Origin of the sequence: Chryseobacterium phocaeense (assembly GCF_900169075.1) — a bacterium.
Lineage (GTDB): Bacteria > Bacteroidota > Bacteroidia > Flavobacteriales > Weeksellaceae > Chryseobacterium > Chryseobacterium phocaeense.
Genome location: NZ_LT827015.1, coordinates 1,527,235 through 1,552,135 on the forward strand (window position 1 = coordinate 1,527,235; position 24,901 = coordinate 1,552,135).

Annotated in this window: 24 protein-coding genes; 16 read left to right on the top strand and 8 right to left on the bottom strand. The window is 38.0% G+C overall.

The genetic code is table 11. From position 1 onward, the window contains the following. The first annotated feature begins 10 nt into the window (after positions 1 to 10). From purC to B7E04_RS13555, 4 genes are all read left to right on the top strand, one after another. Positions 11 to 730: a phosphoribosylaminoimidazolesuccinocarboxamide synthase gene (purC, locus tag B7E04_RS13540; RefSeq protein ID WP_080779134.1), complete on the top strand. Its 720-nt coding sequence runs from the start codon at positions 11 to 13 to the stop codon at positions 728 to 730. A gap of 37 nt (positions 731 to 767) precedes the next feature. Further along, positions 768 to 1,127 carry a four helix bundle protein gene (locus B7E04_RS13545; protein ID WP_080779135.1) on the top strand — a complete coding sequence of 120 codons (360 nt, stop codon included), beginning with the start codon at positions 768 to 770 and terminating at the stop codon, positions 1,125 to 1,127. Between the two features lie 64 nt (positions 1,128 to 1,191). After that, positions 1,192 to 2,691: an amidophosphoribosyltransferase gene (purF, locus tag B7E04_RS13550; protein ID WP_080779136.1), complete on the top strand. Its 1,500-nt coding sequence runs from the start codon at positions 1,192 to 1,194 to the stop codon at positions 2,689 to 2,691. Positions 2,692 to 2,892: 201 nt separating this feature from the next. After that, positions 2,893 to 3,840, top strand: a complete 948-nt coding sequence (locus B7E04_RS13555; protein WP_080779137.1) for a glycerophosphodiester phosphodiesterase family protein — start codon at positions 2,893 to 2,895, stop codon at positions 3,838 to 3,840. A gap of 209 nt (positions 3,841 to 4,049) precedes the next feature. Here the strand turns inward: B7E04_RS13555 and B7E04_RS13560 are convergent, their stop codons facing one another. Beyond that, positions 4,050 to 4,772 carry a porin family protein gene (locus B7E04_RS13560; RefSeq protein WP_080779138.1) on the bottom strand — a complete coding sequence of 241 codons (723 nt, stop codon included), beginning with the start codon at positions 4,770 to 4,772 and terminating at the stop codon, positions 4,050 to 4,052. A gap of 529 nt (positions 4,773 to 5,301) precedes the next feature. Between B7E04_RS13560 and B7E04_RS13565 the strand changes: the two genes are divergently transcribed. After that, positions 5,302 to 7,530, top strand: coding sequence for a reprolysin-like metallopeptidase (locus B7E04_RS13565; RefSeq protein WP_080779139.1), 2,229 nt, complete (start codon positions 5,302 to 5,304; stop codon positions 7,528 to 7,530). Between the two features lie 220 nt (positions 7,531 to 7,750). On the opposite strand, the gene B7E04_RS13570 is transcribed toward B7E04_RS13565, so the two are convergent. The 4 genes from B7E04_RS13570 to aroB form a co-directional block, all read right to left on the bottom strand. Then, positions 7,751 to 8,440, bottom strand: coding sequence for a porin family protein (locus B7E04_RS13570; RefSeq protein ID WP_080779140.1), 690 nt, complete (start codon positions 8,438 to 8,440; stop codon positions 7,751 to 7,753). A 4-nt stretch (positions 8,441 to 8,444) separates the two neighbouring features. Continuing rightward, positions 8,445 to 9,137 carry a porin family protein gene (locus tag B7E04_RS13575; protein ID WP_080779141.1) on the bottom strand — a complete coding sequence of 231 codons (693 nt, stop codon included), beginning with the start codon at positions 9,135 to 9,137 and terminating at the stop codon, positions 8,445 to 8,447. 311 nt (positions 9,138 to 9,448) lie between these two features. Beyond that, positions 9,449 to 10,087: a porin family protein gene (locus B7E04_RS13585; RefSeq protein WP_080779143.1), complete on the bottom strand. Its 639-nt coding sequence runs from the start codon at positions 10,085 to 10,087 to the stop codon at positions 9,449 to 9,451. 272 nt (positions 10,088 to 10,359) lie between these two features. Then, the gene (gene aroB, locus B7E04_RS13590; RefSeq protein ID WP_080779144.1) at positions 10,360 to 11,409 is read right to left on the bottom strand and encodes a 3-dehydroquinate synthase; all 1,050 of its coding nucleotides are present in this window, start codon (positions 11,407 to 11,409) and stop codon (positions 10,360 to 10,362) included. A gap of 360 nt (positions 11,410 to 11,769) precedes the next feature. Between aroB and B7E04_RS13595 the strand changes: the two genes are divergently transcribed. Beyond that, positions 11,770 to 12,690, top strand: coding sequence for a pseudouridine synthase (locus B7E04_RS13595; RefSeq protein ID WP_080780687.1), 921 nt, complete (start codon positions 11,770 to 11,772; stop codon positions 12,688 to 12,690). Positions 12,691 to 12,873: 183 nt separating this feature from the next. On the opposite strand, the gene B7E04_RS13600 is transcribed toward B7E04_RS13595, so the two are convergent. Together B7E04_RS13600 and pncA are read right to left on the bottom strand one after the other, a co-directional pair. Continuing rightward, a complete protein-coding gene (locus tag B7E04_RS13600) occupies positions 12,874 to 14,436 on the bottom strand; it encodes an amidase (RefSeq protein WP_080779145.1) in 1,563 nt (520 codons plus the stop codon). 252 nt (positions 14,437 to 14,688) lie between these two features. Beyond that, positions 14,689 to 15,294 carry a bifunctional nicotinamidase/pyrazinamidase gene (gene pncA / locus B7E04_RS13605; protein WP_080779146.1) on the bottom strand — a complete coding sequence of 202 codons (606 nt, stop codon included), beginning with the start codon at positions 15,292 to 15,294 and terminating at the stop codon, positions 14,689 to 14,691. A 1,228-nt stretch (positions 15,295 to 16,522) separates the two neighbouring features. Here pncA and B7E04_RS13610 point away from each other — a divergent pair. From B7E04_RS13610 to B7E04_RS13630, 5 genes are all read left to right on the top strand, one after another. Beyond that, positions 16,523 to 17,665, top strand: a complete 1,143-nt coding sequence (locus tag B7E04_RS13610; protein WP_080779147.1) for a DEAD/DEAH box helicase — start codon at positions 16,523 to 16,525, stop codon at positions 17,663 to 17,665. 223 nt (positions 17,666 to 17,888) lie between these two features. Next, entirely contained in the window at positions 17,889 to 18,425 is a 537-nt protein-coding gene (locus tag B7E04_RS13615) for a YfiT family bacillithiol transferase (protein ID WP_080779148.1), read from the top strand. Then, on the top strand, positions 18,419 to 18,880 hold the full coding sequence (locus tag B7E04_RS13620) for a DUF1569 domain-containing protein (RefSeq protein ID WP_228439920.1): 462 nt from the start codon (positions 18,419 to 18,421) through the stop codon (positions 18,878 to 18,880). Before B7E04_RS13615 ends, B7E04_RS13620 begins: the two co-directional genes overlap by 7 nt. Beyond that, on the top strand, positions 18,877 to 19,254 hold the full coding sequence (ytxJ, locus tag B7E04_RS13625) for a bacillithiol system redox-active protein YtxJ (protein WP_080779149.1): 378 nt from the start codon (positions 18,877 to 18,879) through the stop codon (positions 19,252 to 19,254). Before B7E04_RS13620 ends, ytxJ begins: the two co-directional genes overlap by 4 nt. Then, entirely contained in the window at positions 19,254 to 19,847 is a 594-nt protein-coding gene (locus tag B7E04_RS13630; protein ID WP_062646824.1) for a Crp/Fnr family transcriptional regulator, read from the top strand. The genes ytxJ and B7E04_RS13630 overlap by 1 nt, the downstream gene beginning before the upstream one ends. A gap of 1 nt (position 19,848) precedes the next feature. Here B7E04_RS13630 and B7E04_RS13635 read toward each other — a convergent pair whose 3' ends face one another. Next, positions 19,849 to 21,261, bottom strand: a complete 1,413-nt coding sequence (locus B7E04_RS13635; RefSeq protein ID WP_080779150.1) for an aminotransferase-like domain-containing protein — start codon at positions 21,259 to 21,261, stop codon at positions 19,849 to 19,851. A 97-nt stretch (positions 21,262 to 21,358) separates the two neighbouring features. Here B7E04_RS13635 and B7E04_RS13640 point away from each other — a divergent pair, with 97 nt between their 5' ends. The 5 genes from B7E04_RS13640 (at position 21,359) to B7E04_RS13660 (ending at position 24,893) form a co-directional block, all read left to right on the top strand. Beyond that, positions 21,359 to 22,243, top strand: coding sequence for a DMT family transporter (locus B7E04_RS13640; RefSeq protein ID WP_080779151.1), 885 nt, complete (start codon positions 21,359 to 21,361; stop codon positions 22,241 to 22,243). 84 nt (positions 22,244 to 22,327) lie between these two features. After that, positions 22,328 to 22,549, top strand: coding sequence for a hypothetical protein (locus B7E04_RS13645; RefSeq protein ID WP_131797221.1), 222 nt, complete (start codon positions 22,328 to 22,330; stop codon positions 22,547 to 22,549). 304 nt (positions 22,550 to 22,853) lie between these two features. After that, on the top strand, positions 22,854 to 23,450 hold the full coding sequence (locus B7E04_RS13650) for a Crp/Fnr family transcriptional regulator (protein ID WP_080779153.1): 597 nt from the start codon (positions 22,854 to 22,856) through the stop codon (positions 23,448 to 23,450). Between the two features lie 209 nt (positions 23,451 to 23,659). Further along, entirely contained in the window at positions 23,660 to 24,274 is a 615-nt protein-coding gene (locus B7E04_RS13655) for a Crp/Fnr family transcriptional regulator (protein WP_228439922.1), read from the top strand. A gap of 316 nt (positions 24,275 to 24,590) precedes the next feature. Then, entirely contained in the window at positions 24,591 to 24,893 is a 303-nt protein-coding gene (locus tag B7E04_RS13660; RefSeq protein ID WP_080779154.1) for a hypothetical protein, read from the top strand. Positions 24,894 to 24,901 lie beyond the last annotated feature (8 nt).

The window sequence follows — 24,901 nt, forward strand, 5'->3', positions numbered from 1 at the left end:
GAATTTAGAAATGGAAAAGAAAGAAATGTTGTACGAAGGTAAGGCAAAACAGGTATTTGCTACCGATAATCCTAATGAAGTAGTGGTACGTTTCAAAGACGATGCTACAGCATTTAATGCTCAGAAAAGAGGGTCTGTTGATTTAAAAGGAGAAATGAACAATGCCATTACCACTCTTATTTTTGAATATTTAAATGAAAAAGGGGTTAAAACTCATTTCATCAAACAATTGAACGAAAGAGAGCAGCTGGTAAAAAAAGTTTCGATCATTCCATTGGAAATGGTAGTAAGAAATTACTCTGCAGGAAGTATGGCTCAGAGATTGGGAGTGGAAGAAGGAATTAAATCTCCCGTTACCATCTTCGATATCTGCTATAAAAAAGACGAATTGGGAGATCCGCTGATCAATGATCACCACGCAGTATTCTTAGGAGCAGCAACATATGAGGAGCTGGATGAAATGTATGAGCTTACTTCTGATATCAACGAAATCCTGATCGATCTTTTTGATAAAATGAACATCATCCTTGTGGATTTCAAAATTGAATTAGGAAAAACAGCAGACGGTGAAATCATCCTTGCTGACGAAATTTCTCCTGACACATGCAGACTTTGGGATAAAGATACCATGAAAAAACTGGATAAAGACAGATTCAGAAGAGATCTTGGAGAAGTTACCGAAGCTTATGTGGAGATCTATAACAGGCTGAAAACTTTACTGGGTAAGTAAATTTTGAGAAGTTAGAAGTTAGAGATTAGAAGTTGGTATGAAATCACACCGGATAGAAGATTTGAAAGTTTGGAAAAAATCGATGGCTTTGGTAAAAGAAGTTTATTTAGTTTCTGCTGAATTGCCGGGTGAAGAAAAATTTGGTCTATTGTCACAAATCAGAAGATGTGCAGTTTCAATACCGTCAAATATTGCTGAAGGAGCTGGAAGAAATAATAAAAATGAATTTTATCAATTTCTTGGAATTGCATTTGGTTCTACCTATGAGCTGCAAACCCAATTACAGTTGATGGTCGACCTAAACTTTATTTCTGAAGCCAAAATACTACCTTTAAAAGAGCTTTTAGCTGAAATTCAGAAAATGATTTACTCATTAAAAGAAAGTTTAAAATTATAATTGAAGTTAACTTAGACTAAATTCTAACATCTAATATCTAACTTCTAATTTAGAAAAAATAGAAATGAAAAGTTTAGACATTCATAAAAGTGAATATTTAAAACAGTTTAAAAACCAGGCCTACGGAAGAAATCTTTTCAGAACGCAGGAAGAGGAAAGACTGGATGCTCCCAATGAGGAATGCGGTATTTTCGGACTGTATTCGGATAATGATCTGGATACGTTCTCTCTTTCACAGTTCGGACTTTTTGCCCTGCAACACAGAGGACAGGAAGCCTGTGGTATTTCCGTTTTAAAAGACGGGAAAATCACCAATATGAAGGATGAAGGACTGGTTCTGGATGTTTATAAAGACATTCAGGATCCTGAAACTTTTATGGGAAATTCTGCAATTGGACATACCCGTTATACCACTGCAGGAGACAAAAAGAAATATAATTTCCAGCCGTTCTTTGCAAAAAATGAGTACGACCAGATTATACTTTCTATAGCGCACAATGGTAACCTTACCAATGCGAAAGAATTAAAAACCGAATTGGAAGCTGAAGGCGTTGTGTTCAGGGCCACTTCCGATTCTGAGGTGATTTTAAGACTGATCCAGAAAAACCTTGACCTTGGTCTTCGTGGAGCGATTAAAGCCACCATGGAGAAAATTGAAGGTGCTTATTCCGTAGTGGGAATGACCAGAAATAAATTCTTTGCATTCAGGGATTTCAACGGGATCCGTCCGCTGGTTTTGGGAGCTGTTGACGAGAAAACGTACGTGGTAGCTTCTGAGTCTGTGGCACTGGATGCTGTGGGCGCTCAGTATGTACGCGATATCCTTCCGGGAGAAATCATTTATACCAATGAAAATGAGCCTGGAAAACTTCACTCATACATGGTGAATGAAGAAAAAGGAAAGCAGAGAATCTGTTCTTTCGAATACATCTATTTTGCAAGACCTGACTCTACCATGGAAAACATCAATGTGTATGAGATCAGGGAAAAATCCGGTGAAAAAATCTGGGAACAGGCTCCTGTGGAAGCAGATGTGGTTATCGGGGTTCCTGATTCCGGTGTTCCGGCTGCTATAGGCTTCTCCAAGGCTTCCGGCATCCCTTTCCGTCCGGTTCTGATTAAAAACAGATACATCGGAAGAAGTTTCATCGTTCCTACACAGGAAATGAGAGAGAGGGTAGTAAATCTTAAGCTTAACCCGATTATTTCTGAGATCAAGGACAAAAGAGTTGTGATCATTGATGACTCCATCGTAAGAGGAACCACCTCCAAGAGACTTGTGAAAATCCTGAAAGACGCCGGAGTAAAAGAAATTCACTTCAGAAGTGTATCGCCGCCTATTATTGCGCCATGCTATTTAGGTATTGATACCCCTTCAAAAGATGATCTGATTTCTGCGAATATGACGACTGAAGAGCTTAGACGCTATCTGGGTGTGGATTCTTTAGAGTTCTTAAGTACAGACAGCCTGAAAGAAATTTTAGGATCTTCCAACCACTGCTTCGGATGCTTTACTGAAGAATATCCGGTAGGAAAAGGGGAGGAGGTAGAATTATTCAATTAATATTACCGATTTAGATAAATAGAGAGCCAGGCTTACTGCCTGGCTCTTTTGTTTACCCGTGTCAAGGTTTTAAACCTTGACACGGGTAAACACAGCCGTCCCTATCCGGTTACAGTAAATGTATCAAAAGCTTAACATTCGTGTATCCTGCAGTACAGAAGTGAACTTTAAATTTGTGCATTAAAATTAAAATGTAACGATATGAAAAAAGTACTTTTAACGGCTGCTTTGATGGGATTGACCCAGTTGTATTATGCTCAGGCTTTCGATAAGCAGGCTCACCGCGGAGGAAAGTCTTTATACCCTGAAAATACAATTCCGGCCATGAAGAATGCCTTGAAAATGAACGTTACAACATTGGAAATGGATCTGGCGGTAACGAAGGACAAAAAAGTAATTCTTTCTCATGATGCTTTTCTTTCCCCTGAATTAATCACAAAGCCGGATGGAACCTATATTCCGAAAGATTCCGGGTTTTATTATAAAATTTATGAAATGCCTTATTCGAGGATTAAAACATTTGATGTTGGCTTAAAAAAATTAACCAATTATCCGGATCAGAAGAAGATGAAGGCTCAAAAGCCTCTTTTCTCGGAAGTAATCGATGCGTGTGAAACTTATGCCCGGGAACTGAAAAGACCTTTGCCTTTTTATAATATTGAAACCAAAACACGTCCTTTTTCCGATAACATATTTCATCCGGAACCCAAAGAATTTGTGGATCTGATGATGAAAGTTATCCTGGAAAAAGGGATCCAGGACAGGGTAATTATTCAGTCATTTGATCCCAGAACTCTGGAAATCGTTCATAAGGAATATCCTGAAATTATGACTGCTTTGCTGGTGGAAAAGGTAGATGATAAAAAACGCGCGCAGCAGCAAACTCATTTTGAAAAAATACCTGAAGCGAAATTCAGAGAGTATCCCGATCATCTGAATGGCGTAACAGGAGATCTGAAGTTTCTGAGCTTTACTCCAACTATTTACAGTCCTGAGCATACACTTGTAACCCCAAAACTCATAGAGGAATGCCACAAATCCGGGATGAGAGTGATCCCATGGACGGTCAATAGCAAAGAAAGACTGAAAGAATTAAAAGAGATAGGAATAGACGGGGTTATCACGGATGATCCGAGGATATTTGAATAAGCAAGTGATTATAGTATCCTGAACTGTGGGCTGCTTTGGTAATTAATCTTTGTCAAGGTTTAAAACCTTGACAAGGATAACTTCCGGCTTCCCTCATCCCGCTTCCAACTCAATTTGAAAACATATAAATAGCCGGAAGAAAAATCCTCCGGCTATTTTATACAATGCAGAATCTGCACTGCGGGGTTAAAAATTGGTTGGTATTTTAATTAGAACTTATAATTCAGACCTAACTGAAACGCTCTGTGGTTCAATGGTTCAGTGCCTTCAGGTTTCTGGTTTCTCATGTCCGTAAGACTGTTGATATACCTTGCATTGATGCCCAGATTCTGGGTAATATCATATCCAAGACCTAAACCAAGACCTAAGTTAAACTTATTGATGTTGTCTTTGTTGATATCTTCAGAGCTGGATACAGACTGTGTTGTGGTTACGCCTCCGGTAGTCGTAGTAATGGTGCTTTCACCCTTGTTTTTTCCATCAATGAAATAACTGAACTCTGGTCCTGCCTCTACATAAAATCTTTCCGTAGGCCTCATCTGTACCATTAATGGAACTGAAATATAGTTCATGGTGGTTTTGTAATCACTTTTAGTTTTAACGTTGGTATTACCGGTGGTAACGTCTGTAGATGAAATTACGCTTTTAGCTCCAAGCTGGTTGTATAAAACCTCCGGCTGCAGGCTGAATTTCTGAGATAGTGGAATATTAACTAAAACCCCCGCATGAAATCCAAGTTTCTGGTTATCAAGACTTAATTTCTGCTCACTGAAGTAAGAAGAGTTTCCTCCTGCTTTAATACCAAATCTTACAGGCTGCTTATCCTTTTTAATTGGATCTTGTTTCATTGGTTCCTGGTTTACAGTTTGTGCTTCCTGAGCAAACGTCATCATGCTGGCAGTAACTGCCAACCCTAGAAATAACTTCTTCATAATTTTATTTTTTAATTTTACTATTTACTTCTCATCCGATTTTTCAATCAGACTTGAATTATTTTGCAAAATGCTTGCCAAACTTTAAAAACCCTTACTGCAAGGCGTTTTTCAGGGGTTTCGTTAATTGGCTGATTTCCGTTTTTAATTGTTTTTTATGAAAAATTATGTTATGAAATTTCTGTTTTTAGAAATCATTCTGAATAAAAATGTCTCTTATGTTAATAATTTAATATAGCATTAAACCCGGATAAGTATATTAAAAAAATGGAACATCTGAAAAACCAGCCAGGTGAAATATGGATTTTCTACATTCTAATTCATTCTGCAGTTTATCTTTTTCCCGGGAATTTCATCCTGTTCATAGAAAACATTTCAAAAGAGAAAAAAAATATGGCTAGACCTGAAATCTATTAATAAATTAAATTTAATAAATGTGTTATATTTTTATAGTAAATTCAAATATTTAGGCTTTTATGTTGAATATAATTTAAAGTTTTATAATTTTGCACTGTAAAATACTTAAAAAATGAAAATTAAAAATTTATTTTATCTGGGGATATTTCTTGGATCATTATCTCTGGTAAAAGCACAGGATTACTTCACCGTAAGTGACACTCCCATTAAAACAAGATCCGAAAAAAGAACGGTACAGCCAGAAAAATTTCTGACTGGTCAATTGGATGTAACCGCCATAAAAGATTATTTTCATTCAATCCCTGAACTCACAGATAACGACCGTAAAGATCATGCTCCGGTTATTATGCTTCCTATGCCGGACGGAACCAAGGCGAAGTTCAGGATCTGGAAGTCTTCTGTAATGGCTCCGGAGCTGGCTCATCAATTTCCTCAGCTGATTACCTTTACAGGGTACGGAATTGATGACCCGTATGCTACCGTAAAACTGGATTTTACAGAACTTGGATTTCATGCCCAGATAAAGTCTGCCATAACAGGTGATATTTATATTGACCCTTATGCACAGGATGATATAAACAATTATATTATTTACAGGAAAAGTGATCTAATAGACAAGGATCCGGGAATTTGCGGGTCGGAAGATGAGCATACCGAATCAGAGAATAAAAGCACACAAAAAACAGTGGCACCAAGCATAGGCACTCAAATCAGGATATTCAGATTTGCGGTAGCGTGCACCGGTGAATATGCGCATGCCGCTACAGGACTAGCTTCACCTACGGTTGCTCAAACTTTATCAGCTATTGTCACATCAGTAAACAGGGTAAATGGGGTATATGAGCAGGAAGTAGCTGTAAGATTAATATTGGTTGCCAATGAAGCAAGCCTGGTCTTTACAGATCCTGCTACCGACCCTTTTACTGCAAATAATGATGCCAACACACTATTAAATGAAAGCCAGACCCAGATCGATGCATTAATAGGAAACGCCAATTATGATATAGGACATACCTTTAGTACAGGAGCCGGAGGAAAGGCCTTTCTGGGGTCAATCTGCAATAATTCTATCAAAGGCAAAGGAGTTACGGGAAGGTCCCATCCCGTGGGTGATCCTTTTGATATTGATTATGTCTGTCATGAAGTCGGGCATCAGTTTGGCGGGCCGCATACCTTTAATGCGACCACAACTAATTGTGCAAATATTGCTCCTGCTAATGCTGTGGAACCCGGAAGCGGAATTACAATCATGGCCTATGCAGGCATCTGCGGGGATGTAAATAACCTGGCGCGAAATAGTATTCCTATTTTTCATACCAGATCATTCGAGAATATTACTACGAAAATCCAATCCACATCATGCCAGGTGACTACTCCTGTTTCGAATACTGCTCCTGTAGTAAATGCAGGAAACAACTATACAATACCTAAAAGCACGCCGTTTAAATTAACAGGTTCCGCAACAGATGCTGAAAATACAGGTCTTACCTACTGCTGGGAACAGAATGACGTAGGACCTTCAGGCGACTGGAATACACCTACCGGAAATGCCGCGATATTCAGAACCTTTGTCCCCGTAACCGTTAATCACAGATATTTTCCACAAATTAAAGACGTAATCAATAACACGGTTACCAAAGGAGAGATTTTACCGTCGTATGCAAGGACCATGGAATTCAGATTGACGGTAAGAGACAATAATGCAGGGTGTGCAGGGGTTGCCAATGATGATGCAATTATCACTGTTGACGGAAATTCAGGACCATTTAAAGTAACTGCTCCTGCTACTGCAGTAAGCTGGATCGGAAATACTTCCCAAACCATAACATGGGACGTTGCCGGTACCACTGCAGCTCCCGTAAGCTGTGCCAATGTAAGTATTTTACTTTCTACGGATGGCGGCTATACTTATCCTACCACCATCTTAGCTTCTACTCCGAATGACGGCTCACAAACCATTACCGTTCCAAATGTGAACACATCACAGGCAAGAATTATGGTGGCAGGAGAGGGCAATGTCTTTTTTAATATCAATCCTATTAATTTCACAATTACCAACAACGTATTGGCTGTAGATGAAATAGCGGAAAATAAAGATCTGTTTGCAGTATATCCTAACCCGGGTAAAGGGATTGTAAACATTAAATTCTCCAGACCAACTGATAAATATGATGTGATGGTATATGATATCAGCGGAAAATTAGTATTCAGTAAAGTGAATAACAAATTAGACCATGATAAGGTGGGAACCTTTAACTTAACCCAATTGGTTAAAGGAAATTACCTGATTAAGATTAAAACCAAAGATATAGATAAAACAGTGAAATGGATTAAAGAATAATGGAAATAATATTGCTGATTTTACAGAAGCAGATTATATCCGAGATGAAATAATTTATTCTTAGCGCCTTCTACATTAAGTAGGAGGCTTTATTTTAAAATGCCTGAAGCTACACACAAGGGGAATGGTCCCGGAAAAGTAAAAGTGCTAAGCAGACTGTCTGTAACAAAATGCCGGGCTTCTGAGAAACCCGGCATCAGCTTTGAAAATATATATAATATTATTTGAATTTGTAAGCTAAGCCAACCTGTAATGCATTATTTCTGACAGCATCTCCGGTATTATACTTGTAAATATCTGTAATTCCGGCCGTATATCTTGCGGTGACGGCAAGATTCTGAGTGAAATAATATCCAGCTCCGATTCCTATTCCAAAATTGAATTTATTAAACAGGTCCATGACAATTTTACCGGTATGGCTTTGTGTACTGCTTGCTCCGTCTGTATTGCTGGTTTGGGTAAATTCACTTTTAGCTCTTCCCCCAAGCAGGAATCCAAATTCAGGACCTGCCTCAACATATAATTCTGGCAACAAATTATACTGAAGCATTAAAGGAACTGACAGATAGCTTAACGACAAGTTTTCTTTAATGTCCATTCTGGCTTCAGGAATATCAAAATTAATAGTACTTTCTATTTTTGAGCCCAATCCGTTATATAATATTTCCGGCTGAACACTGAATTGACCCGAAATCGGAATATTCGCAAAAACTCCAGCATTAAAACCTATTTTTGCCTTTCGCTCATAATTTGACCAATAAGCATTATTACTTCCGTCAGTAAGAGAGGAAACGTTCATGCCTCCCTTCACTCCAAAAGATATAGAGGATTTAGATCTGGTTTCTGTCTTTTCCTGTGCCAAAGCCAGCGAACCTAAAGAAACGGCCAATCCTAAGAATAACTTTTTCATGTAATTATTTGAACTTGTAAGCTACACCTACCTGGAACGCGTTATTTCTAACTGCATCTCCATTGTTGTGTTTAAAGATATCCGTAACTCCGGCAGTAAATCTTGCGGTTACCCCAAAATTCTGAGTAAAGTAATATCCTGCTCCAATCCCGATTCCGAAATTGAAAGTACTGTATAAATCTTTATTAATCTTTTCTGAAAAAGAGGTCTTTTGAGTGCTCGTTGTATTTCCGGAAGTCTGAGAAAGGGTAATGTCTCCTTTATCTTTTCCACCTATAAGAAATCCGAATTCAGGACCTGCTTCTACATAAAGCTGAGGAAGAATATTGTACTGAACCATTACAGGTACTGCAATATAATTCAGGTTTTTTTTGTAATCAATTTCTCTGGTGTATCGGTCAGAGTTGATATAATACACGTCCTTTTCTTCAGTTTTTGATCCTAATTGGTTAAAAAGAACCTCCGGCTGAATGCTGAATTTCTGAGCTACAGGGATGTTTACAAATACTCCTGCATTAAAACCTGGCTTCAGTCTCTGATCACTGTCATAATCATAAGTGTCATCGCTTTTTGTCAAAGTAGAAGCGTTGAACCCTCCCTTAACCCCGAAAGTAACCGGTGAAGAAGATTTTGTTTTCTCTTGTGCATTAACCAAAAGGCTTCCTGCAAATGCTAATCCTAAAATTAGTTTTTTCATGATTTTTAAAGTTTATACTTGTTTCCGACACTGCATCAAAATTCCCGCCAAAGGGAGTAAACTGATAAATATCATATTTCAACGTGAAAAGGTCAGGTTTAAATGAATAAACCTGACCTTTTCTATTGAAATCAATTTGTATATGAATAAACTTTTGCAGGCTGATACAATTCATTGCATCATGTGCTCCAGTCTTAATTATATACACAAACTCCTTGCCAAAGAAGATGAACCAAAACAAAAAAGCCGGATTAAATCAATAATTCGGCTTTCTATTAAATATCAAATTTGTTAACTGAATGTTGTGTTGCTTATTTAAATTTAAAAGCAAGCCCTACTTGAAATGCATTATTTCTGACAGCATCAGACCCATTAGGTCTGTCCTTAGCAATGTCTGTTAAACCAGCTACATATCTTGCTGTAATTCCAAAGTTTTGAGTGAAATAGTATCCTGCGCCAAGACCAATACCAAAGTTGAATTTATTTAGATCGTCTTTATAATCGCCGGATTCTGTAATTACATTATTACTAGTTTCATTCTTCAATTTGTTTTTAGCGTTAACCATAAAACCAAATTCAGGACCAGCTTCTACATAAAGATTAGGGATCAGATTGTACTGAAACATTACTGGTACAGCAATATAATCATGGTGTCTAGCAAAAGAATATCTGTTTCCACTGATCGTACGATCATATTTATCTCCATATTGAGAGTACAGTACTTCTGGCTGGATGCTGAATGATTCAGCGACTGGTATATTGGCAAATACACCTGCATTGAAACCTATCTTAGAACCTTGATCTTCCAATCCACTGTCGTTAGTTAATGAAGATACGTTCATTCCACCTTTCACACCGAATGTTACAGGATTAGAAGAAGATGTTGGTGTCTGCTGGGCAAATGCCAGAGAGCTTGCAGTTACTGCTAATCCTAAAATTAACTTTTTCATAACTTTAATTTTTTAATATTTTACTATTCTTAATTTTAAATTTTACTACTGTTCAGCTTTTCAGTTGAACGCAGAGTATCTTTCAAATTGCTTGCCAAAAACAAAATACATGATAAAAGTCAATAAAAAAACTACCTGATTAACAAGTAGTTTTAAATTTATAGTATTGATTTTCAATGATTTGACAAGCCTATTAAACGTTTGTTTAGATGAATTCCAAATAATTCATTGTCCAGAAACCTTGGTGATTCTGAAAGAAAAAGATCGGAAAATTATTCAGCATTATTGAGATTTCTGTAAAAATTCAGAGATTTCAAAATGTTTTCCTGGCTGCACTGATGGTCATAGGTACATGATCCTATTCCGGTAAGGAGTGAGAAGTTGATTTTACTGTCTGTATTTTTCTTGTCATTCATTAAAAGTGCAGTAATGCTTTCATCTGTAAAGTCACTGATATCAAGGTATGGATAATATCTTTGGATATTTTCAATAATAGCAGTTGCTTCTTCTTCACTAATAAGATCTTCAAGAAGGGCAAGATGAGCTTCGCAGATCATTCCCATGGCTACGGCTTCCCCATGAAGAATGGGATTTCCCTGGCTCAGGCACAAACTTTCTACGGAATGCCCGATGGTATGGCCAAAATTCAGGGTTTTTCTTATATTTCTTTCGTGAAAATCTTTTTCCACTACATCCTGCTTAATGTCCATGGAAGTCTGGATATGCGGAACTACTGCTTCTACGTCCAGTTTATGAATCTGAATAAGGCCTTCCCAATGCGCTTTGCTCGCAATAAGACCGTGTTTCAGCATTTCAGCAAAACCGCTTCTCAGTTCTTTGAAAGGAAGGGTTGCTAAAAATTCAGGATAAATAAAGATCTGTTCAGGGAATGCAAAAGTTCCTACCATGTTTTTATAATGCATAAGATCTATCCCGGTTTTCCCTCCGATAGAAGCGTCGCACATGGATAAAAGAGTAGTGGGGATATTGACGAACTGGATTCCTCTTTTATAAGTGGAAGCGATAAAACCGCCCATATCCGTGATCACGCCGCCGCCAAGATTGATGACCAGTGCTTTCCGGTCTGCCTGCATTTCGGTTAAAATCTCCCATAGCTGGTTGGCCGTCTGGATGTTTTTCATCTCCTCACCGGCTTCAATTTCTAAAATCTCAAAACCCAGATCCGTTTCCATATTACCTAAAAGAATGGGAAGACAGTATTCATGAGTGTTTTCATCAACTAAAATAAATATTTTGCTGAAAGATTTTTCGTGTAAGAAGCTGTTTAATTGAGAAAAATCATCGTTTAATCGTGTTATCATTATCGGACTTTCTTTAAATTTGAAATAGAACTATTCTGCAAAGTTATGATTCTTAATTTTTAACTCGTAACTAAATTACTATCTTTGCAGAAATTTTTAGAAATGAGCAGAGATAATAATAATTCAGACAGACCCAAAAGACCCAGAATTTCAACAAAGAAAAGTTCTGATGATTCTCGCGCTTCCAGATCTGGAAATTCTTCAGGATCAAGACCTTCTAAGAAGTCTTTTCCAAAAGCCGGTGAAAGAAATTTTGACCATAAAGGCAGCAATTCAAAGTTTGAGCAGAAACCTTTCAAAAGAAGCAGCGAAAGTTCCAGAGACGGAGATCAGGATTCGAAATCTGAGAGCAGAGCTTATATCACGAATTCCAGTGAAGGACGTGAGCGTAAAACTTTTGGAAAATCTGCACCAAAGAGAGGCGGAAAGAGTTTTGATACCAGAGACAAATACGAAAGAGGCAGCCTGAAATACGGAAGAAGACCATCTGCAGGAGATGATAGAAGAGATGACAAAGCAAAATCTTTTGTACAGAAAAGAAGGTTGAACAAGATTGATAAAGATGTTCATAAAGATACCATCCGTCTTAATAAATACATTGCCAATTCGGGAATCTGCAGCAGAAGAGAAGCTGACGAGCTGATCACCCAGGGGCTGGTAGAAGTGAACGGAGTAGTAGTGACCGAAATGGGATATCAGGTTCAAAAAACCGATAAAGTAGTTTTTGACGGCCAGGGAATCACTCCTGAAAAACCGGTATATGTACTTTTAAATAAACCAAAAGGATATATTTCTACTACTAAAGATGACAAAGCCAGAAAAACCGTAATGGATCTGGTAGCCAATGCATCGCCGTACCGTCTTTTCCCTGTTGGAAGACTTGACCGTTCCACCACCGGGGTTATTCTCCTTACGAACGACGGGCATATGACGAAAAAACTGACGCACCCATCTTTTGACGCCAAAAAGATCTATCATGTGACGCTGGATAAAAAGCTTACCCATGAAGATATGAAACTGATTGCGGAAGGAATCCGTCTGGATGAGGGAGTAGCCGTAGTAGATCAGATTTCTTTCATTGAGGGAAAACCGAAAAACGAAATCGGAATTGAAATTCATATCGGATGGAACCGTGTGATCAGAAGAATTTTCCAAAGACTTGGATATGAAGTGGAAGCTTTAGACCGTGTGATGTTCTCCGGGCTTACCAAGAAAAATATCAAACGAGGACACTGGAGAATCCTTACAGAACTGGAAGTTAATAATCTTAAAATGCTTTAATTGAGTGATGGGTTATCAATTATGAATGAGGAGTTTTATACCTTATCATATTTAAACCGAACTGTAATCATTTAAGAAAGTAATAGGAATTAAAAAGGCGTGGAATTGGTATTTCTACGCCTTTTTACTATTATAGGATAGATTTTTAAACTGAAAATTTAAAAATTGGTATCTTTTATTCCATTATTCCTTTAAAAACTGAGGGATCTTTCTCTGTGGATTTGCCTGTTCAAAGCTGTATGCCATGTTGATCAGTTTTCCTTCACTCCATTTTTCTGCAGAAAATAAAATCCCGACGGGAAGCCCGTCTATATAACCCATCGTCAGGGTAATGCTTGGGTATCCGGCAATGGCTGCAGCATCTGCGCTTCCGAAGGAATACTGATCCCCGTTTTTGAGATCTGTTTTCCAGGCTTGTGTTGTGGTAGGGGAAATAATAGCATCAAGACTGTATTTTTTCATCACGAAATCTATTCCTTTCTCACGGCTTCCTTCCCGGGCAATTTTTACGGCTTTTGCATAATCCGGTTCCTTTGTGCCTTTGCTCTTAGCGGCTAATTCAAGAAATTCCTGGCCAAAATACTGCAGTTCTTCTTTGTTATTTTTATTGAAAGTAATGAGTTCATCTATATTTTTTATGGGAGAGCTCGTACCTAATGATGAAAAATAAGTGTTTAAACCATCTTTAAATTCATCAATCATCAGTTCTAGTGATTTTTCATGTACTTCTGAGGAAAGTATCTCATTTGGTATTTCCACCATCACCGCTCCCTGGCTTTCCAGGACTTTTAAAGTCTTTAAAAACAGTTCGTCCACCTTTTTACTGACTCCTTTTGTCACTCCTTTTACATAGCCGAGTCTTTTACCTTTTAATCCTCCCGGATTCAGAAATTTTGTGTAATCCTTATGCAGAAACGGAGTATTTCCTATGGTTTTTTCATCATGGCTGTCTTCACCTGCCATTGTCCCGAGGCTGATCGCAATGTCTTTTACAGTTTTGGCCATGGGACCTGCCGTATCCTGCGAACTTGAAATAGGAATAATTCCCTGCCTGGAAATCAGTCCCACCGTTGGTTTTAGTCCTACAATTCCGTTAATACTCGACGGGCAGACGATGGAACCGTTGGTTTCTGTTCCAATGGCTAAAATTCCCAGATTAGCTGAAATTGCTGCTCCTGAACCGGCACTGGAACCGCAGGTATTTCTGTTTAAAATGTAAGGATTTTTGGTGAGTCCGCCCAGTCCGCTCCAGCCGCTTGTAGATTTCATTCCACGGAAATTGGCCCATTCACTGAGGTTGGTTTTACCGATAATGACGGCACCGGCATCTCTTAATTTTTTCACCAGATAACTGTCATGTAGCGGGAAAGAATTTTTCAAGGCTAAGGAACCGGCTGTATTGGGCATTTTATCATGGGTATCTATATTATCTTTCAATAGAACAGGAATTCCAAAAAGAGGTAGATTCTTCATTTTTGGACTGAGATGGTCCAGAGAATCTGCAATTTTAATAGCATCCGGATTGATAGTAATGATTGAATTAAGCTTTACCCCGTTTTTGTCAATATCATTGATCCGTTTGAGGTAGGCTTCCACCACTTCTTTTACACTCGCTTTATTGCTTTTGTAAAGACTTTGGATCTTTTCAATATCATATTCCAGATACTTGAACTGAGCATCTGAGGTATTCTGTGCCTTTCCCAAAACAGCAGCGAAAAATGCTGCCAGAAAAATACTTTTTTTCATGAAGGGTATTTCTTTCAAATATAAGTATTTATCGTCATGGAGTATAGGCTATTCGGAATAAGTTCCGGATTTGCTGTCCAGAATTACACAGTGGCATTTATAATGGGGTATTCAAAAGAAAAGGTGCAGAAAAATCAATTTCAGCACCTTTGTTATATTAATTTTAGGAATGTAAGTTGAAGAGCAAAGCTTTTTCCAGGCTGTACAACTCATCACTTATAATTCATAACTCATAACTCATCACTCAAAAAACTATCCAAGAACCGTAACTCCTTTCTGAATCATTTCATAAATAGCATCCCGGCCGTTATCTGGTTTTACGTTAACCGCTTTTGTTCCGTTGAAGTGAAGACATGTGATGTAGCCGTTGGCAACGGCATCCAGGCAGGTGAATTTCACGCAATAGTCCATGGCAAGGCCTACAATTTCCACGAGCTGGATCTCATGATATTTCAGGAAATCATCCAGTCCGGTTTTCATAAAATGGTTATTGTCCTGGAATCCGCTGTAGCTGTCAATTTCCGTATTTTTTCCTTTTTGAATGATATGGGTTACTTTATCCCTGTTCAGATCCTTATGGAATTCTGCCCCGAATGTTCCCTGCACACAGTGATCCGGCCACATAAACTGTGGGATTCCATTCAGGATAATGCTTTCGCCAACTTTTCTGTCATTGTTGCTGGCAAAGCTTTTATGATTGGCAGGGTGCCAGTCCTGGGTAAGTACAATCTGGTCGTACTCATTTTCCTCCATTAAAAGATTGATATAGGGAATTACTTCATTGGCTTCAGGAACTGCCAGGGCGCCGCCTTCACAGAAATCATTCTGTACATCTACGATGATTAACGCTTTTTTCATATTTAGATTTCTCGAATTTTGGATAAATGTACTCAAAAAACTGTCCAAAACTGAATTATCGGACAAATCGGCAAAATAAATTTTTAAAAAAAACTTAAGTGTACTCCTTTGCAGGATAAATTAACCTTAAATCAATTAAAGTGATAAAAACTTTTGTGACTTTTGTGGTTCATAATTTTACCCTCAAGTGAAGTTCAAGCTCTATATTCTAAAAACTTAAATGAATCTTTCGAGTTCAATTTTTATCTCACGCAGATCAAACAGATCGAGCAGATTTTTTAGAATAAAGAATAAAAATCGGAGATTGTTAAAAAACTTAAGTGTACTCCTTTGCGGGATGAATTAACCTTAAATAAGCTAAAGTGTTAAAGACTTTGTGACTTTTGTGGTTCATAATTTTACCTTCAAGTGAAGTTCAAGCTTACTATTCTAAAAACTTAAATGAATCTTTCGAGTTCAATTTTTATCTCTCGCAGATCAAACAGATAGAGCGGATTTTTCAGGATAAAGAATAAAAATCGGAGATTTTTAAAAAACTTAGGTGTACTTCTATGCAGGATGAATTAACCTTAAATAAAACTAAAGTGTTAAAGACTTTGTGACTTTTGTGGTTGATAATTTTACCCTCAAGTGAAGTTCAAGCTTACTATTCTAAAAACTTAAATGAATCTTTCGAGTTCAATTTTTATCTCACGCAGATCAAACAGATAGAGCGGATTTTTCACGATAAAGAATAAAAATCGGAGATTTTTAAAAAACTTAAGTGTACTCCTTTGCAGGATGAATTAACTTTAAATAAAACTAAAGTGTTAAAGACTTTTGTGACTTTTGTGGTTGATAATTTTACTCTCAAATGAAGTTCAAGCTTACTATTCTAAAAACTTAAATGAATCTTTCGAGTTCAATTTTATCTCTCGCAAATCAAACAGATAGAGCGTATTTTTCACGATAAAGAATAAAAATCGGAGATTTTTAAAAAACTTAAATGCACTTCTATGCAAGATGAATTAACTTTAAATAAAACTAAAGTGTTAAAGACTTTTGTGACTTTTGTGGTTGATAATTTTACTCTCAAGTGAAGTTCAAACTTAATATTCATGAAAACTTAAATTAGAAATATAGATAAAGCCATAAAAAAGTCTCTTATGCCTTTGTGTTTGAAAAAAGAAAATAGCTATGGCCATAAACCAGCATTCAATAGCTTATCTTTGCAGGAAATAAGTAGTTTATGTCATTTGAATCGTTAGGATTATCACACAATATCATTCGTTCTGTCAACAAATTGGGATATCTGAAGCCGTTTCCCATCCAGGAGCAGGCAGTCCCTGTTATTCTGGAGGGCAAGGACCTCATGGGGATTGCAAAGACAGGTTCCGGAAAAACAGCCTGTTTTGTAATGCCTGTTTTAGAAAAGCTTCAAAATGCGGATGTAAAAAAAGACAGGAATGTTCAGGTTTTAATTTTGGTTCCTACGCGTGAATTAGCCATTCAGATTGATGAAGTGTTCAGGGCTTTTACGGATAATCTGAAACGTGAGATCCGTACCATGGCGGTATATGGTGGTGTTTCTATCAATCCCCAGATGAAAGGAATGTTTGGGGTGGAAGTTCTTATTGCCACACCGGGCCGTTTACTGGACCTGATTGAGCATAACGCAGTTAGTATTTCAGGAATCCGGCAGTTAATCATTGATGAGGCGGACAAAATGTTCCAGCTCGGTTTTGAGGAGGAGATGAATAAACTTTTCGGGTTAATGCCGGTGATGAAGCAGACCATACTGTTTTCTGCGACTTTAAATGACAAGGTTGCTGAAATGAAGGAAAGGCTATCCATTAATCCTGTAATGATCGAAATCAAAAAAGAAGAAGTTGAGATTGATCATATTGAACAGCTGGCATACCATGTAGCGCCTGAAAATAAAGGTCCTTTTTTGCGTTATTTAATTAAAGAAAAGAAGGTTGAAAAAGCGTTGATTTTTGTTTCGTCTACCAAATCGGCAGATAATTTAGTTGAAAAACTGAAAAAGAATAAAATAAGGGCGGTTGCGATCCACAGCCAGAAGTCGCAGGGTGCCCGTAGGAATAACCTGGAGGAATTTAAAGTAAATGGCGCTCAGATCCTGGTTGCTACAGATTTGATTGGTCGTGGAATCCACATCGATTCTTTACCGTGCGTGATCAATTATGAATTACCGCGTTCACCTCTGGATTATATTCACAGGATCGGAAGAACAGGCCGGGCCAATGAAAAGGGTACTGCCATCAGTATTCTTACGGATGCTGAGCTTCAGCATTTCAGGGTTATTCAAAAGAAAATGGGGAAGAAGGTGACCTTGCAGAGAATCGAAGGCATTGACCTTCATGGATATTAAACCATTTAAAATACAGAACTTCAGTCTTAGCGGATTGGAGTTTTTTTATAAAGAAATATACTCAGCAGATAAAATTTGAATGACGCAAAACTTTTTATTGACTTGTTGCTTTTCTTGTAGTAATTTTAGGGAAATTTAAAAACATTGAAAACTACGGCCTTCAGGCTTTTAACAGAAGATAGGGAGGCTGGATGTATTAAAATAATTAATCAAGACATTAAAAATGGATAATTTAGAGCAAAAGAGATTTCCGATCGGCCGGTTCGAGGAACCCGAAAAAATCTGTGATATCACGCTGGATAAGCATATCAAGGTCATCAAAAATTTTCCCGGAAAACTGAGAGATCTTATTGAAAGCTTTACAGATGACCAGCTGGATACTCCATATCGGGAGGGCGGATGGACGGTAAGGCAGCTTGTAAATCATATTGCCGACAGCCATATCAATAGTTTTATCCGTTTTAAACTGGCACTTACAGAAGATAATCCGGTGATCAAGCCCTATGATGAAGCCAAATGGGCGGAACTTCAAGACAGTCTTAATATGCCGGTAAAACCCGCCATGCGAATGATCAAAGGAACACACCAGAGATGGACGGTCCTTCTAAATACCCTTACCAATAAACAGTTTGAAAGAACTTTCCGCCATCCTGAACAGAACAAAGATTATAATCTCAGACATTATCTTGCCTTTTACGTATGGCACTGTGACCATCATTATGCTCACATTGAAAATCTGAAGAAAGAAAAAGGGTGGTAAGAAAAAGTCTGCACAATCCGGCTGATTTTGAAGAGATCATTCAAAGGATTTCACAGCTCACCAGAGGTTCTTCCGGAAGATGGGGTAAAATGAATGCTTCACAGATGCTAACCCACTGTGACCTTGTTCTTCAGGTAGCTTTGGGTAAAGTTGAACTTCCCGAAATTAATATCCTTTTTAAAACAATAGGAAAGGTTACCAAAAGAGAGATGCAGATTTTTAACAACGGAATTCCCCGAAATATGCCGACTTTTCAAAAACTAATTGCTAATTTTGAATGTGATTTTGATGAATCAAAAACCAATCTGCTGGATACCCTGATGGAATTCCGGACCGTATCTGAAAATAAAGATCTTCCGCGAAGCCACAGGCTATTTGGTAATATGACTGAAAAAGACTGGGGATTTTTAGAATATAAACATCTTGATCATCATTTAAAACAATTTAATGTATGAGTTTTTTTGATAAAATTTTTGGCGGAAAAAACAATAACCCTGAACGTAAATCTTTCTGGAAAAACATAGAATCCGAGGAAGATCTTAATAAAGCGATAGAAAGTTCTTATCAACACAGAATAGCTATTTTCAAACATTCAACGCGATGCTTCATCAGCAAGACAGTATTGAATAATTTTGAAAAAGAGATAGATAATTTAGATGAGAAAATGGATTTATATTACTTAGATTTGCTGGAACATAGACCTATTTCAAATAAAATATCTGAAGATCTTGGAATCCGGCATGAGAGCCCGCAACTGATCATTATCGAAGATGGAAGGGTCATTAACAGCGCTTCGCATGAAGATATATCCATAAGCCACATCAAATAATGAAGAATATAAATGTTTATTTAGCTAAAGTATTAAATGTTCCCATAGAAAAAGTGAACATGTGCAGCCTGCACTATGAAGTAAAGAAAATTCCTAAAAACCAGTTTCTTTTACAGTATGGTGAAATCTGCAGGCATATATTCTTTGTGGAAAAAGGATTGCTGAAGATGTATTCTATTGACAAGAACGGAAAAGAACACATTATACAGTTTGCCCCTGAAAGCTGGCTGATCTCTGACCGAAGCAGTCTTTATTTTAACGAAAAATCCATTTACTATATAGAAGCGGTGGAAGATACGGAAGTCCTGTTTCTTCACCCTGATTTCTTTAACAAGCTGGTAGAGCAGTTTCCCAACAGTATTGAAAGAAGTGACTTCCTGCTACAAAAGCACATCAGAAGCCTGCAGAACAGGATTAATTCTCTTTTGGGCGAAACAGCAGAAGAACGGTATATGAAGTTCATTAAAATGTACCCGGATCTGCTTCTCCGTGTTCCACAGTGGATGATTGCTTCTTATCTGGGCATTACCCCTGAAAGTTTAAGCAGGGTAAGAAAAGAACTCGCAAGGAAAAATTTCGTTCCGGACAGATAAATCATATCTTTTTTGCAAGATTTCCGAGCTGCTGAAGGCATAATTGCGTTTCATCCGTCCATGGAAGACCGATGCAGAGCCTCATGCAGTTTTCAAACTGGTCCTGCAGGGTAAACATCCTGCCGGGAGCAATACTGATGTTTTGCTTTATCGCGAGATCATATAATTCTGTGGTGCGGATCTTTTTATCAAATTCTACCCAAAGGGAAAGACCTCCCAGCGGCCGGCTGGTTTTGGTTCCTTCAGGAAAATAGTCTGCAATAACCTGTACGTAATTCTGATAGTTGCTCTGAAGCGCTTTCCGCATCTGCTGAAGGTGTTTCTCATATTTACCTGACTTCAGGAAATTGGCAACTGCTTCATTGACAATGGAGATAGACGATGTGGAATGCAAAAGTTTAAGCTTCATGATCTTATCTTTGTACTTGCCGGGAGCAATCCAGCCTACACGGTATCCGGGTGCCAGTGTTTTTGAAATAGAGCTGCAGTACAGGACATTTCCTTCCTTGTCAAAAGACTTACAGCACTTCGGGCGGCTGGAACCAAAATAAAGGTCACCGTACACATCATCCTCAATCAGGGGAATATTGTGTTCAGCAAGAAGTTTTACGATCTCTTTTTTATTTTCATCCGGCATACAGCTTCCCAAAGGCGAATTAAAATTTGGAATGAGCAGGCATAGATTGATCTGTGGAATTACTTTTCTCAATGCATCAATTTCGATTCCTGTTGTGGGATGGGTAGGAAGTTCAAGAACATTCAGGCCAAGACCGTTGGCCAGCTGTAAGATTCCAGGATAACAAGGGCTTTCAATGGCTATGGTATCGCCGGGTTTTCCTAACGCCATAAGGCAAAAGGAGAGTGCATTCATTCCGCCATTGGTGGTTACCAGATCATTTTCACTGAGATTTCCGCCCCATTGCAGGGATCGTACAGCAATCATTCTGCGTAATTTCAGATTGCCCTGAAGTTCTTCGTATTCCGTTCCGCCATCCCTTAATTCCCGGGTGGCATTAATGATTTCCTTCTTTAATTTAGCCTGTGGCAGAAGATCTCCTGAAGGAATTCCGATAGAGAAAAAAGTAAGTCCTTTTTTACCCATATTTTCATAAACACGGCTGATCAGCTCGTCCGGCTCATCATTATTCGCAATCAGGGAAGGGCGGCTTACCTCAGGAAGAGGGAGTTTTACAGACATCAGTCTGCTGACAAAATAGCCTGACTGGGGTTTGGATTCTATCAGGGATAATGATTCCAGCTCAAGGAAAACCCGCTTGGCCGTATTCATGCTCACCTGATGTTCCTGACACATCATTCTTACGGAAGGAAGCTTATCGCCAGCCTTCAGTACGCCATTTCTTATCTGTGAAGCAATCCCTTCCGCGATTTCTGTATAAATGAATTCTTTGCTCATATTCTTAAACTGTGCTCATGTAAATATACAAAACTGAGACTGTGTTTATTCATTTAAGCGTTTTAATTTTGAATCATTAAAAAGAATAGTTAAAAAAATGATGACTGAACAATTATCAAAAAACGAAAATCTAAGTGGATGGATTAATGGTTTTATAGGAGTAGTGCTCTTCAGCGGAGGACTGCCCGCCACTAAGCTAGCTGTGATGGAAATGAGCCCTACTTTTGTAACGATAGTTCGTGCTGCGGTGGCAGGTTTGCTGGCTTTGCTGGTCTTATGGATCGGTAAGGAAAAGCGTCCTGTTAAAAGTCAGCTGGTCCCTTTGCTTTTGGTTTCTGTAGGATGCGTTATAGGTTTTCCGCTTCTTTCAGCATTAGCGCTGCAATATCTCACCTCTGCCCATTCTATTGTGTTTTTGGGAATGCTTCCTTTGGCTACAGCGGTATTCGGTGTTTTCCGGGGAGGAGAGCGGCCTCATCCTGCATTTTGGCTGTTTTCTGTGACGGGCAGTGTTCTGGTGATAGGCTATGCTGTTGCTCAGGGAATTTCGGCATCGCCGGTTGGTGATATCCTTATGCTGCTCGCAGTTATCCTCTGCGGAATGGGCTATGCAGAAGGTGCAAAACTTTCTAAAACCCTGGGAGGGTGGCAGGTGATTTCCTGGGCGCTGGTATTGGCTTTGCCAGTTATGATTCCTCTGTTTTTCATTTATCTTCCGGATGATATCGGAGATGTAAGTGCCCGGGGATGGTTTGGAATGGGCTATATTTCACTGTTCAGTATGTTTATTGGTTTTATATTCTGGTACAAAGGTCTTGCTCAGGGCGGAATAGCCACTGTAGGACAGCTGCAGCTTTTACAGCCTTTCTTTGGTCTTGGGCTGGCCGCCTACTTCCTTCACGAACAGGTAAGTCTGGGAATGATAGGCATTACGATTGGGGTGATTCTCTGTGTGGTGGGAACCAAGAGATTTGCGAAATAAGTAAAAATAATGCATTATGATTTTAATCATAAACAATCATCCTGGAATGATTTATCTTTGGAACACATCACAAAATATATAGTTATGAAATTTACCCTAGTATTAATGCTTTTAGGCATTACTGTTTTAAGCTGTAAAAAAGAGACAAAAGTGGATTCTACAACGATATCAGACACCACGGTTGTTGATACAATGCCCTCTGATACGATGACGGCACCAGCAAATCCTATGCCTTCGGACACCATGCGTGCTGCTGATACTGCAACAGCAAAAAAAATGGATACAGCGAAGACTTCCAAAAAATAATTTAAACGAATATTATTGATACAAACCCGTTTAGCAATATGCGGGTTTTAATATCCTTCAGAAAACCTGTTAGGATATTTTTGCGTTGAATTTATTGATATTGTAAAATTTAAAATGAATTATTTTTGAAACTGAATTCATAGTGGGCAAATGTTTAATTTTAATTAAATATTTTAACTTTATTTAACATTTTTAACAATCGTTAAGGTTCGATATTTGCATGCATCTATTGACTTCGATCACCAATATATTTTACTAAGAAAGATTGACAAAGATTGAATAACACCAAAAAATTACTACTATTATGGTTATCGATGAAAACATTTTGCAATCAGCAGGGGCAGAGCTCAGGCAGTACAAACCCATGGATTATCTTTTCTGTGAGGGAGACAGCCCGAATTATTATTACCAGATTGTGTCTGGTGAAGTAAAGTTGAACAATTACAATGAGGAAGGAAAGGAATTCATACATACAATCCTTTCTAATGGACAAAGCTGCGGAGAATCCGTACTTTTTATTGACAAACTTTATCCTGTAAATGCCGAAACGCTTACGGAATGTACTGTATTGAGATTGCAAAGATCTGCTTTTATGAATTTGCTTGACAGCTCTCCAAGGTTATGTCTCGAGGTGAGCAGTTTTTTATCTCAGTTGCTTTATGATAAGATTGTGAAAATGCAGAATATTTCTTCTCAAAATCCGGCCATCCGCCTGAAAGGTTTAATGGATTATCTTAAAAGTTCCCAGGAAGATGAAAGTCCTTTTTCCTTTACGATACCTTTGACCAGGCAACAGATGGCGGACCATACAGGGCTTTGTGTAGAAACCGCTATAAGGACCATTAAGCATATGGAAAAGGATAATATTGTCCAGATTATAGATCGTAAAATTTTGTATTAACCTGCTTTCGGGTTGAGAAAAATAAAATCAGGAAAAGGAAAAACAGCTTCATGCTTCAATTGGCCCGAAAAATGAATGACAAAGTATTGATGTTTTTTTTTACTTCAATACTTCAGGCTTCCTTATTTGAAAAAATAGCTCAACCCGAAATCAAATTATCATAAAAACATTAGATACTGAATTTGCTTTTTTAAATTAAACACAACATAATGAAAACAATAAGCTGCATGAATATTGACGAAGATCTGCTTTATTCGTCGGGAGGAGAAAGCAAGCACTATAAGAAGGGTGAACTGATATACAGAGAAGGAGATCATGCACTTTATTATTTTCAAGTCAGGACAGGGAAAGTAAAACTTAATAATTATGATAGTGAAGGAAAAGAGTTTATACAGAACATTTTTGGAGGAAAACAAAGCTTTGGTGACTCTTTGCTTTTTTTGGATAAATTTTATCCTACCAATGCAGTCTGCCTTATCCCATCGGAAATCATAAGGGTATCAAAAGATAAATTTTTAAAATTGATAAAGACCTATCCGGATCTTTCTCTCGAAATGAATGCCTGCCTTTCTCAAAGACTTTATTTTAAATCTATAATGTTGCAGAATATGGCCTCTCTGAATCCCGTGGCAAGGATCACCGGACTCCTGGATTACCTTAAAAGCTACTATGATGACAGCTGCGGAAACTGTTTTGAGGTAGAGCTCACAAGACAACAGATGGCCAACCTGGTAGGACTCCGGGTAGAAACGGTAATCAGGGTTTTGAAAAAGATGGAAAAAGCTGGAAGTGTTACTTTTAAAAACAGAAGAATTGTGTATTAGACAGTTTTCAATATGATTAAGGTCATAAAAAAGTGAATTATTTCAGTGTATATTTGGTATATCGGTTCACTACAATTCCTAAGACCTGAATAAAGGCAGTATAAAGCTTCCGGCTTTTAAGATTAAATTTCATAGCTCCGTTCCAGCTTCTAATATCCAATAACAAGGATATCATACATCATTCTACCCTCAAAACAGGATAATCTGATTGTATAAGCAAGAGGTTCGGAAATTGGGTGAAACCGGAAATCAGCCCTGAAAATGTGCTTCACAGCTTATTTTACGGGATTTACAAAAACCATCATCACTCGAATATATGGATTGCCACAAAATACTAAAAAACCTGAAGCATAAAGACTTCATAAAAGTTTCCAATAAAGGGGAATGGTTTGAAGACGGCGCAGCGGTCTACGCCAAAGAGATCAAGGATAATGTATTTCTTTTGTTTGTGATTTTAAAAGACATAGAAATTGAAAATATTAAGGCCGTAATTGCTCATTTCGACTGCTTCGGCAGTATAGGACTGAAAGAGCCGGAACAGATCATGTTCTATCTTTCAATCAAGAATAAAGATGATCTCCATTATTTTGAGAGATTCCTGAAAATTTCTGATAACTAATAACCGTA

What these genes read in the sequence shown, in the direction of transcription:
- purC (WP_080779134.1), top strand. Translation starts at nt 11, where the DNA reads ATGGAAAAGAAAGAAATGTTGTACGAAGGTAAGGCAAAACAGGTATTT.
- B7E04_RS13545 (WP_080779135.1), top strand. Translation starts at nt 768, where the DNA reads ATGAAATCACACCGGATAGAAGATTTGAAAGTTTGGAAAAAATCGATG.
- purF (WP_080779136.1), top strand. Translation starts at nt 1,192, where the DNA reads ATGAAAAGTTTAGACATTCATAAAAGTGAATATTTAAAACAGTTTAAA.
- B7E04_RS13555 (WP_080779137.1), top strand. Translation starts at nt 2,893, where the DNA reads ATGAAAAAAGTACTTTTAACGGCTGCTTTGATGGGATTGACCCAGTTG.
- B7E04_RS13560 (WP_080779138.1), bottom strand. Translation starts at nt 4,772, where the DNA reads ATGAAGAAGTTATTTCTAGGGTTGGCAGTTACTGCCAGCATGATGACG.
- B7E04_RS13565 (WP_080779139.1), top strand. Translation starts at nt 5,302, where the DNA reads ATGAAAATTAAAAATTTATTTTATCTGGGGATATTTCTTGGATCATTA.
- B7E04_RS13570 (WP_080779140.1), bottom strand. Translation starts at nt 8,440, where the DNA reads ATGAAAAAGTTATTCTTAGGATTGGCCGTTTCTTTAGGTTCGCTGGCT.
- B7E04_RS13575 (WP_080779141.1), bottom strand. Translation starts at nt 9,137, where the DNA reads ATGAAAAAACTAATTTTAGGATTAGCATTTGCAGGAAGCCTTTTGGTT.
- B7E04_RS13585 (WP_080779143.1), bottom strand. Translation starts at nt 10,087, where the DNA reads ATGAAAAAGTTAATTTTAGGATTAGCAGTAACTGCAAGCTCTCTGGCA.
- aroB (WP_080779144.1), bottom strand. Translation starts at nt 11,409, where the DNA reads ATGATAACACGATTAAACGATGATTTTTCTCAATTAAACAGCTTCTTA.
- B7E04_RS13600 (WP_080779145.1), bottom strand. Translation starts at nt 14,436, where the DNA reads ATGAAAAAAAGTATTTTTCTGGCAGCATTTTTCGCTGCTGTTTTGGGA.
- pncA (WP_080779146.1), bottom strand. Translation starts at nt 15,294, where the DNA reads ATGAAAAAAGCGTTAATCATCGTAGATGTACAGAATGATTTCTGTGAA.
- B7E04_RS13610 (WP_080779147.1), top strand. Translation starts at nt 16,523, where the DNA reads ATGTCATTTGAATCGTTAGGATTATCACACAATATCATTCGTTCTGTC.
- B7E04_RS13615 (WP_080779148.1), top strand. Translation starts at nt 17,889, where the DNA reads ATGGATAATTTAGAGCAAAAGAGATTTCCGATCGGCCGGTTCGAGGAA.
- ytxJ (WP_080779149.1), top strand. Translation starts at nt 18,877, where the DNA reads ATGAGTTTTTTTGATAAAATTTTTGGCGGAAAAAACAATAACCCTGAA.
- B7E04_RS13630 (WP_062646824.1), top strand. Translation starts at nt 19,254, where the DNA reads ATGAAGAATATAAATGTTTATTTAGCTAAAGTATTAAATGTTCCCATA.
- B7E04_RS13635 (WP_080779150.1), bottom strand. Translation starts at nt 21,261, where the DNA reads ATGAGCAAAGAATTCATTTATACAGAAATCGCGGAAGGGATTGCTTCA.
- B7E04_RS13640 (WP_080779151.1), top strand. Translation starts at nt 21,359, where the DNA reads ATGATGACTGAACAATTATCAAAAAACGAAAATCTAAGTGGATGGATT.
- B7E04_RS13645 (WP_131797221.1), top strand. Translation starts at nt 22,328, where the DNA reads ATGAAATTTACCCTAGTATTAATGCTTTTAGGCATTACTGTTTTAAGC.
- B7E04_RS13650 (WP_080779153.1), top strand. Translation starts at nt 22,854, where the DNA reads ATGGTTATCGATGAAAACATTTTGCAATCAGCAGGGGCAGAGCTCAGG.
- B7E04_RS13655 (WP_228439922.1), top strand. Translation starts at nt 23,660, where the DNA reads ATGAAAACAATAAGCTGCATGAATATTGACGAAGATCTGCTTTATTCG.
- B7E04_RS13660 (WP_080779154.1), top strand. Translation starts at nt 24,591, where the DNA reads ATGGATTGCCACAAAATACTAAAAAACCTGAAGCATAAAGACTTCATA.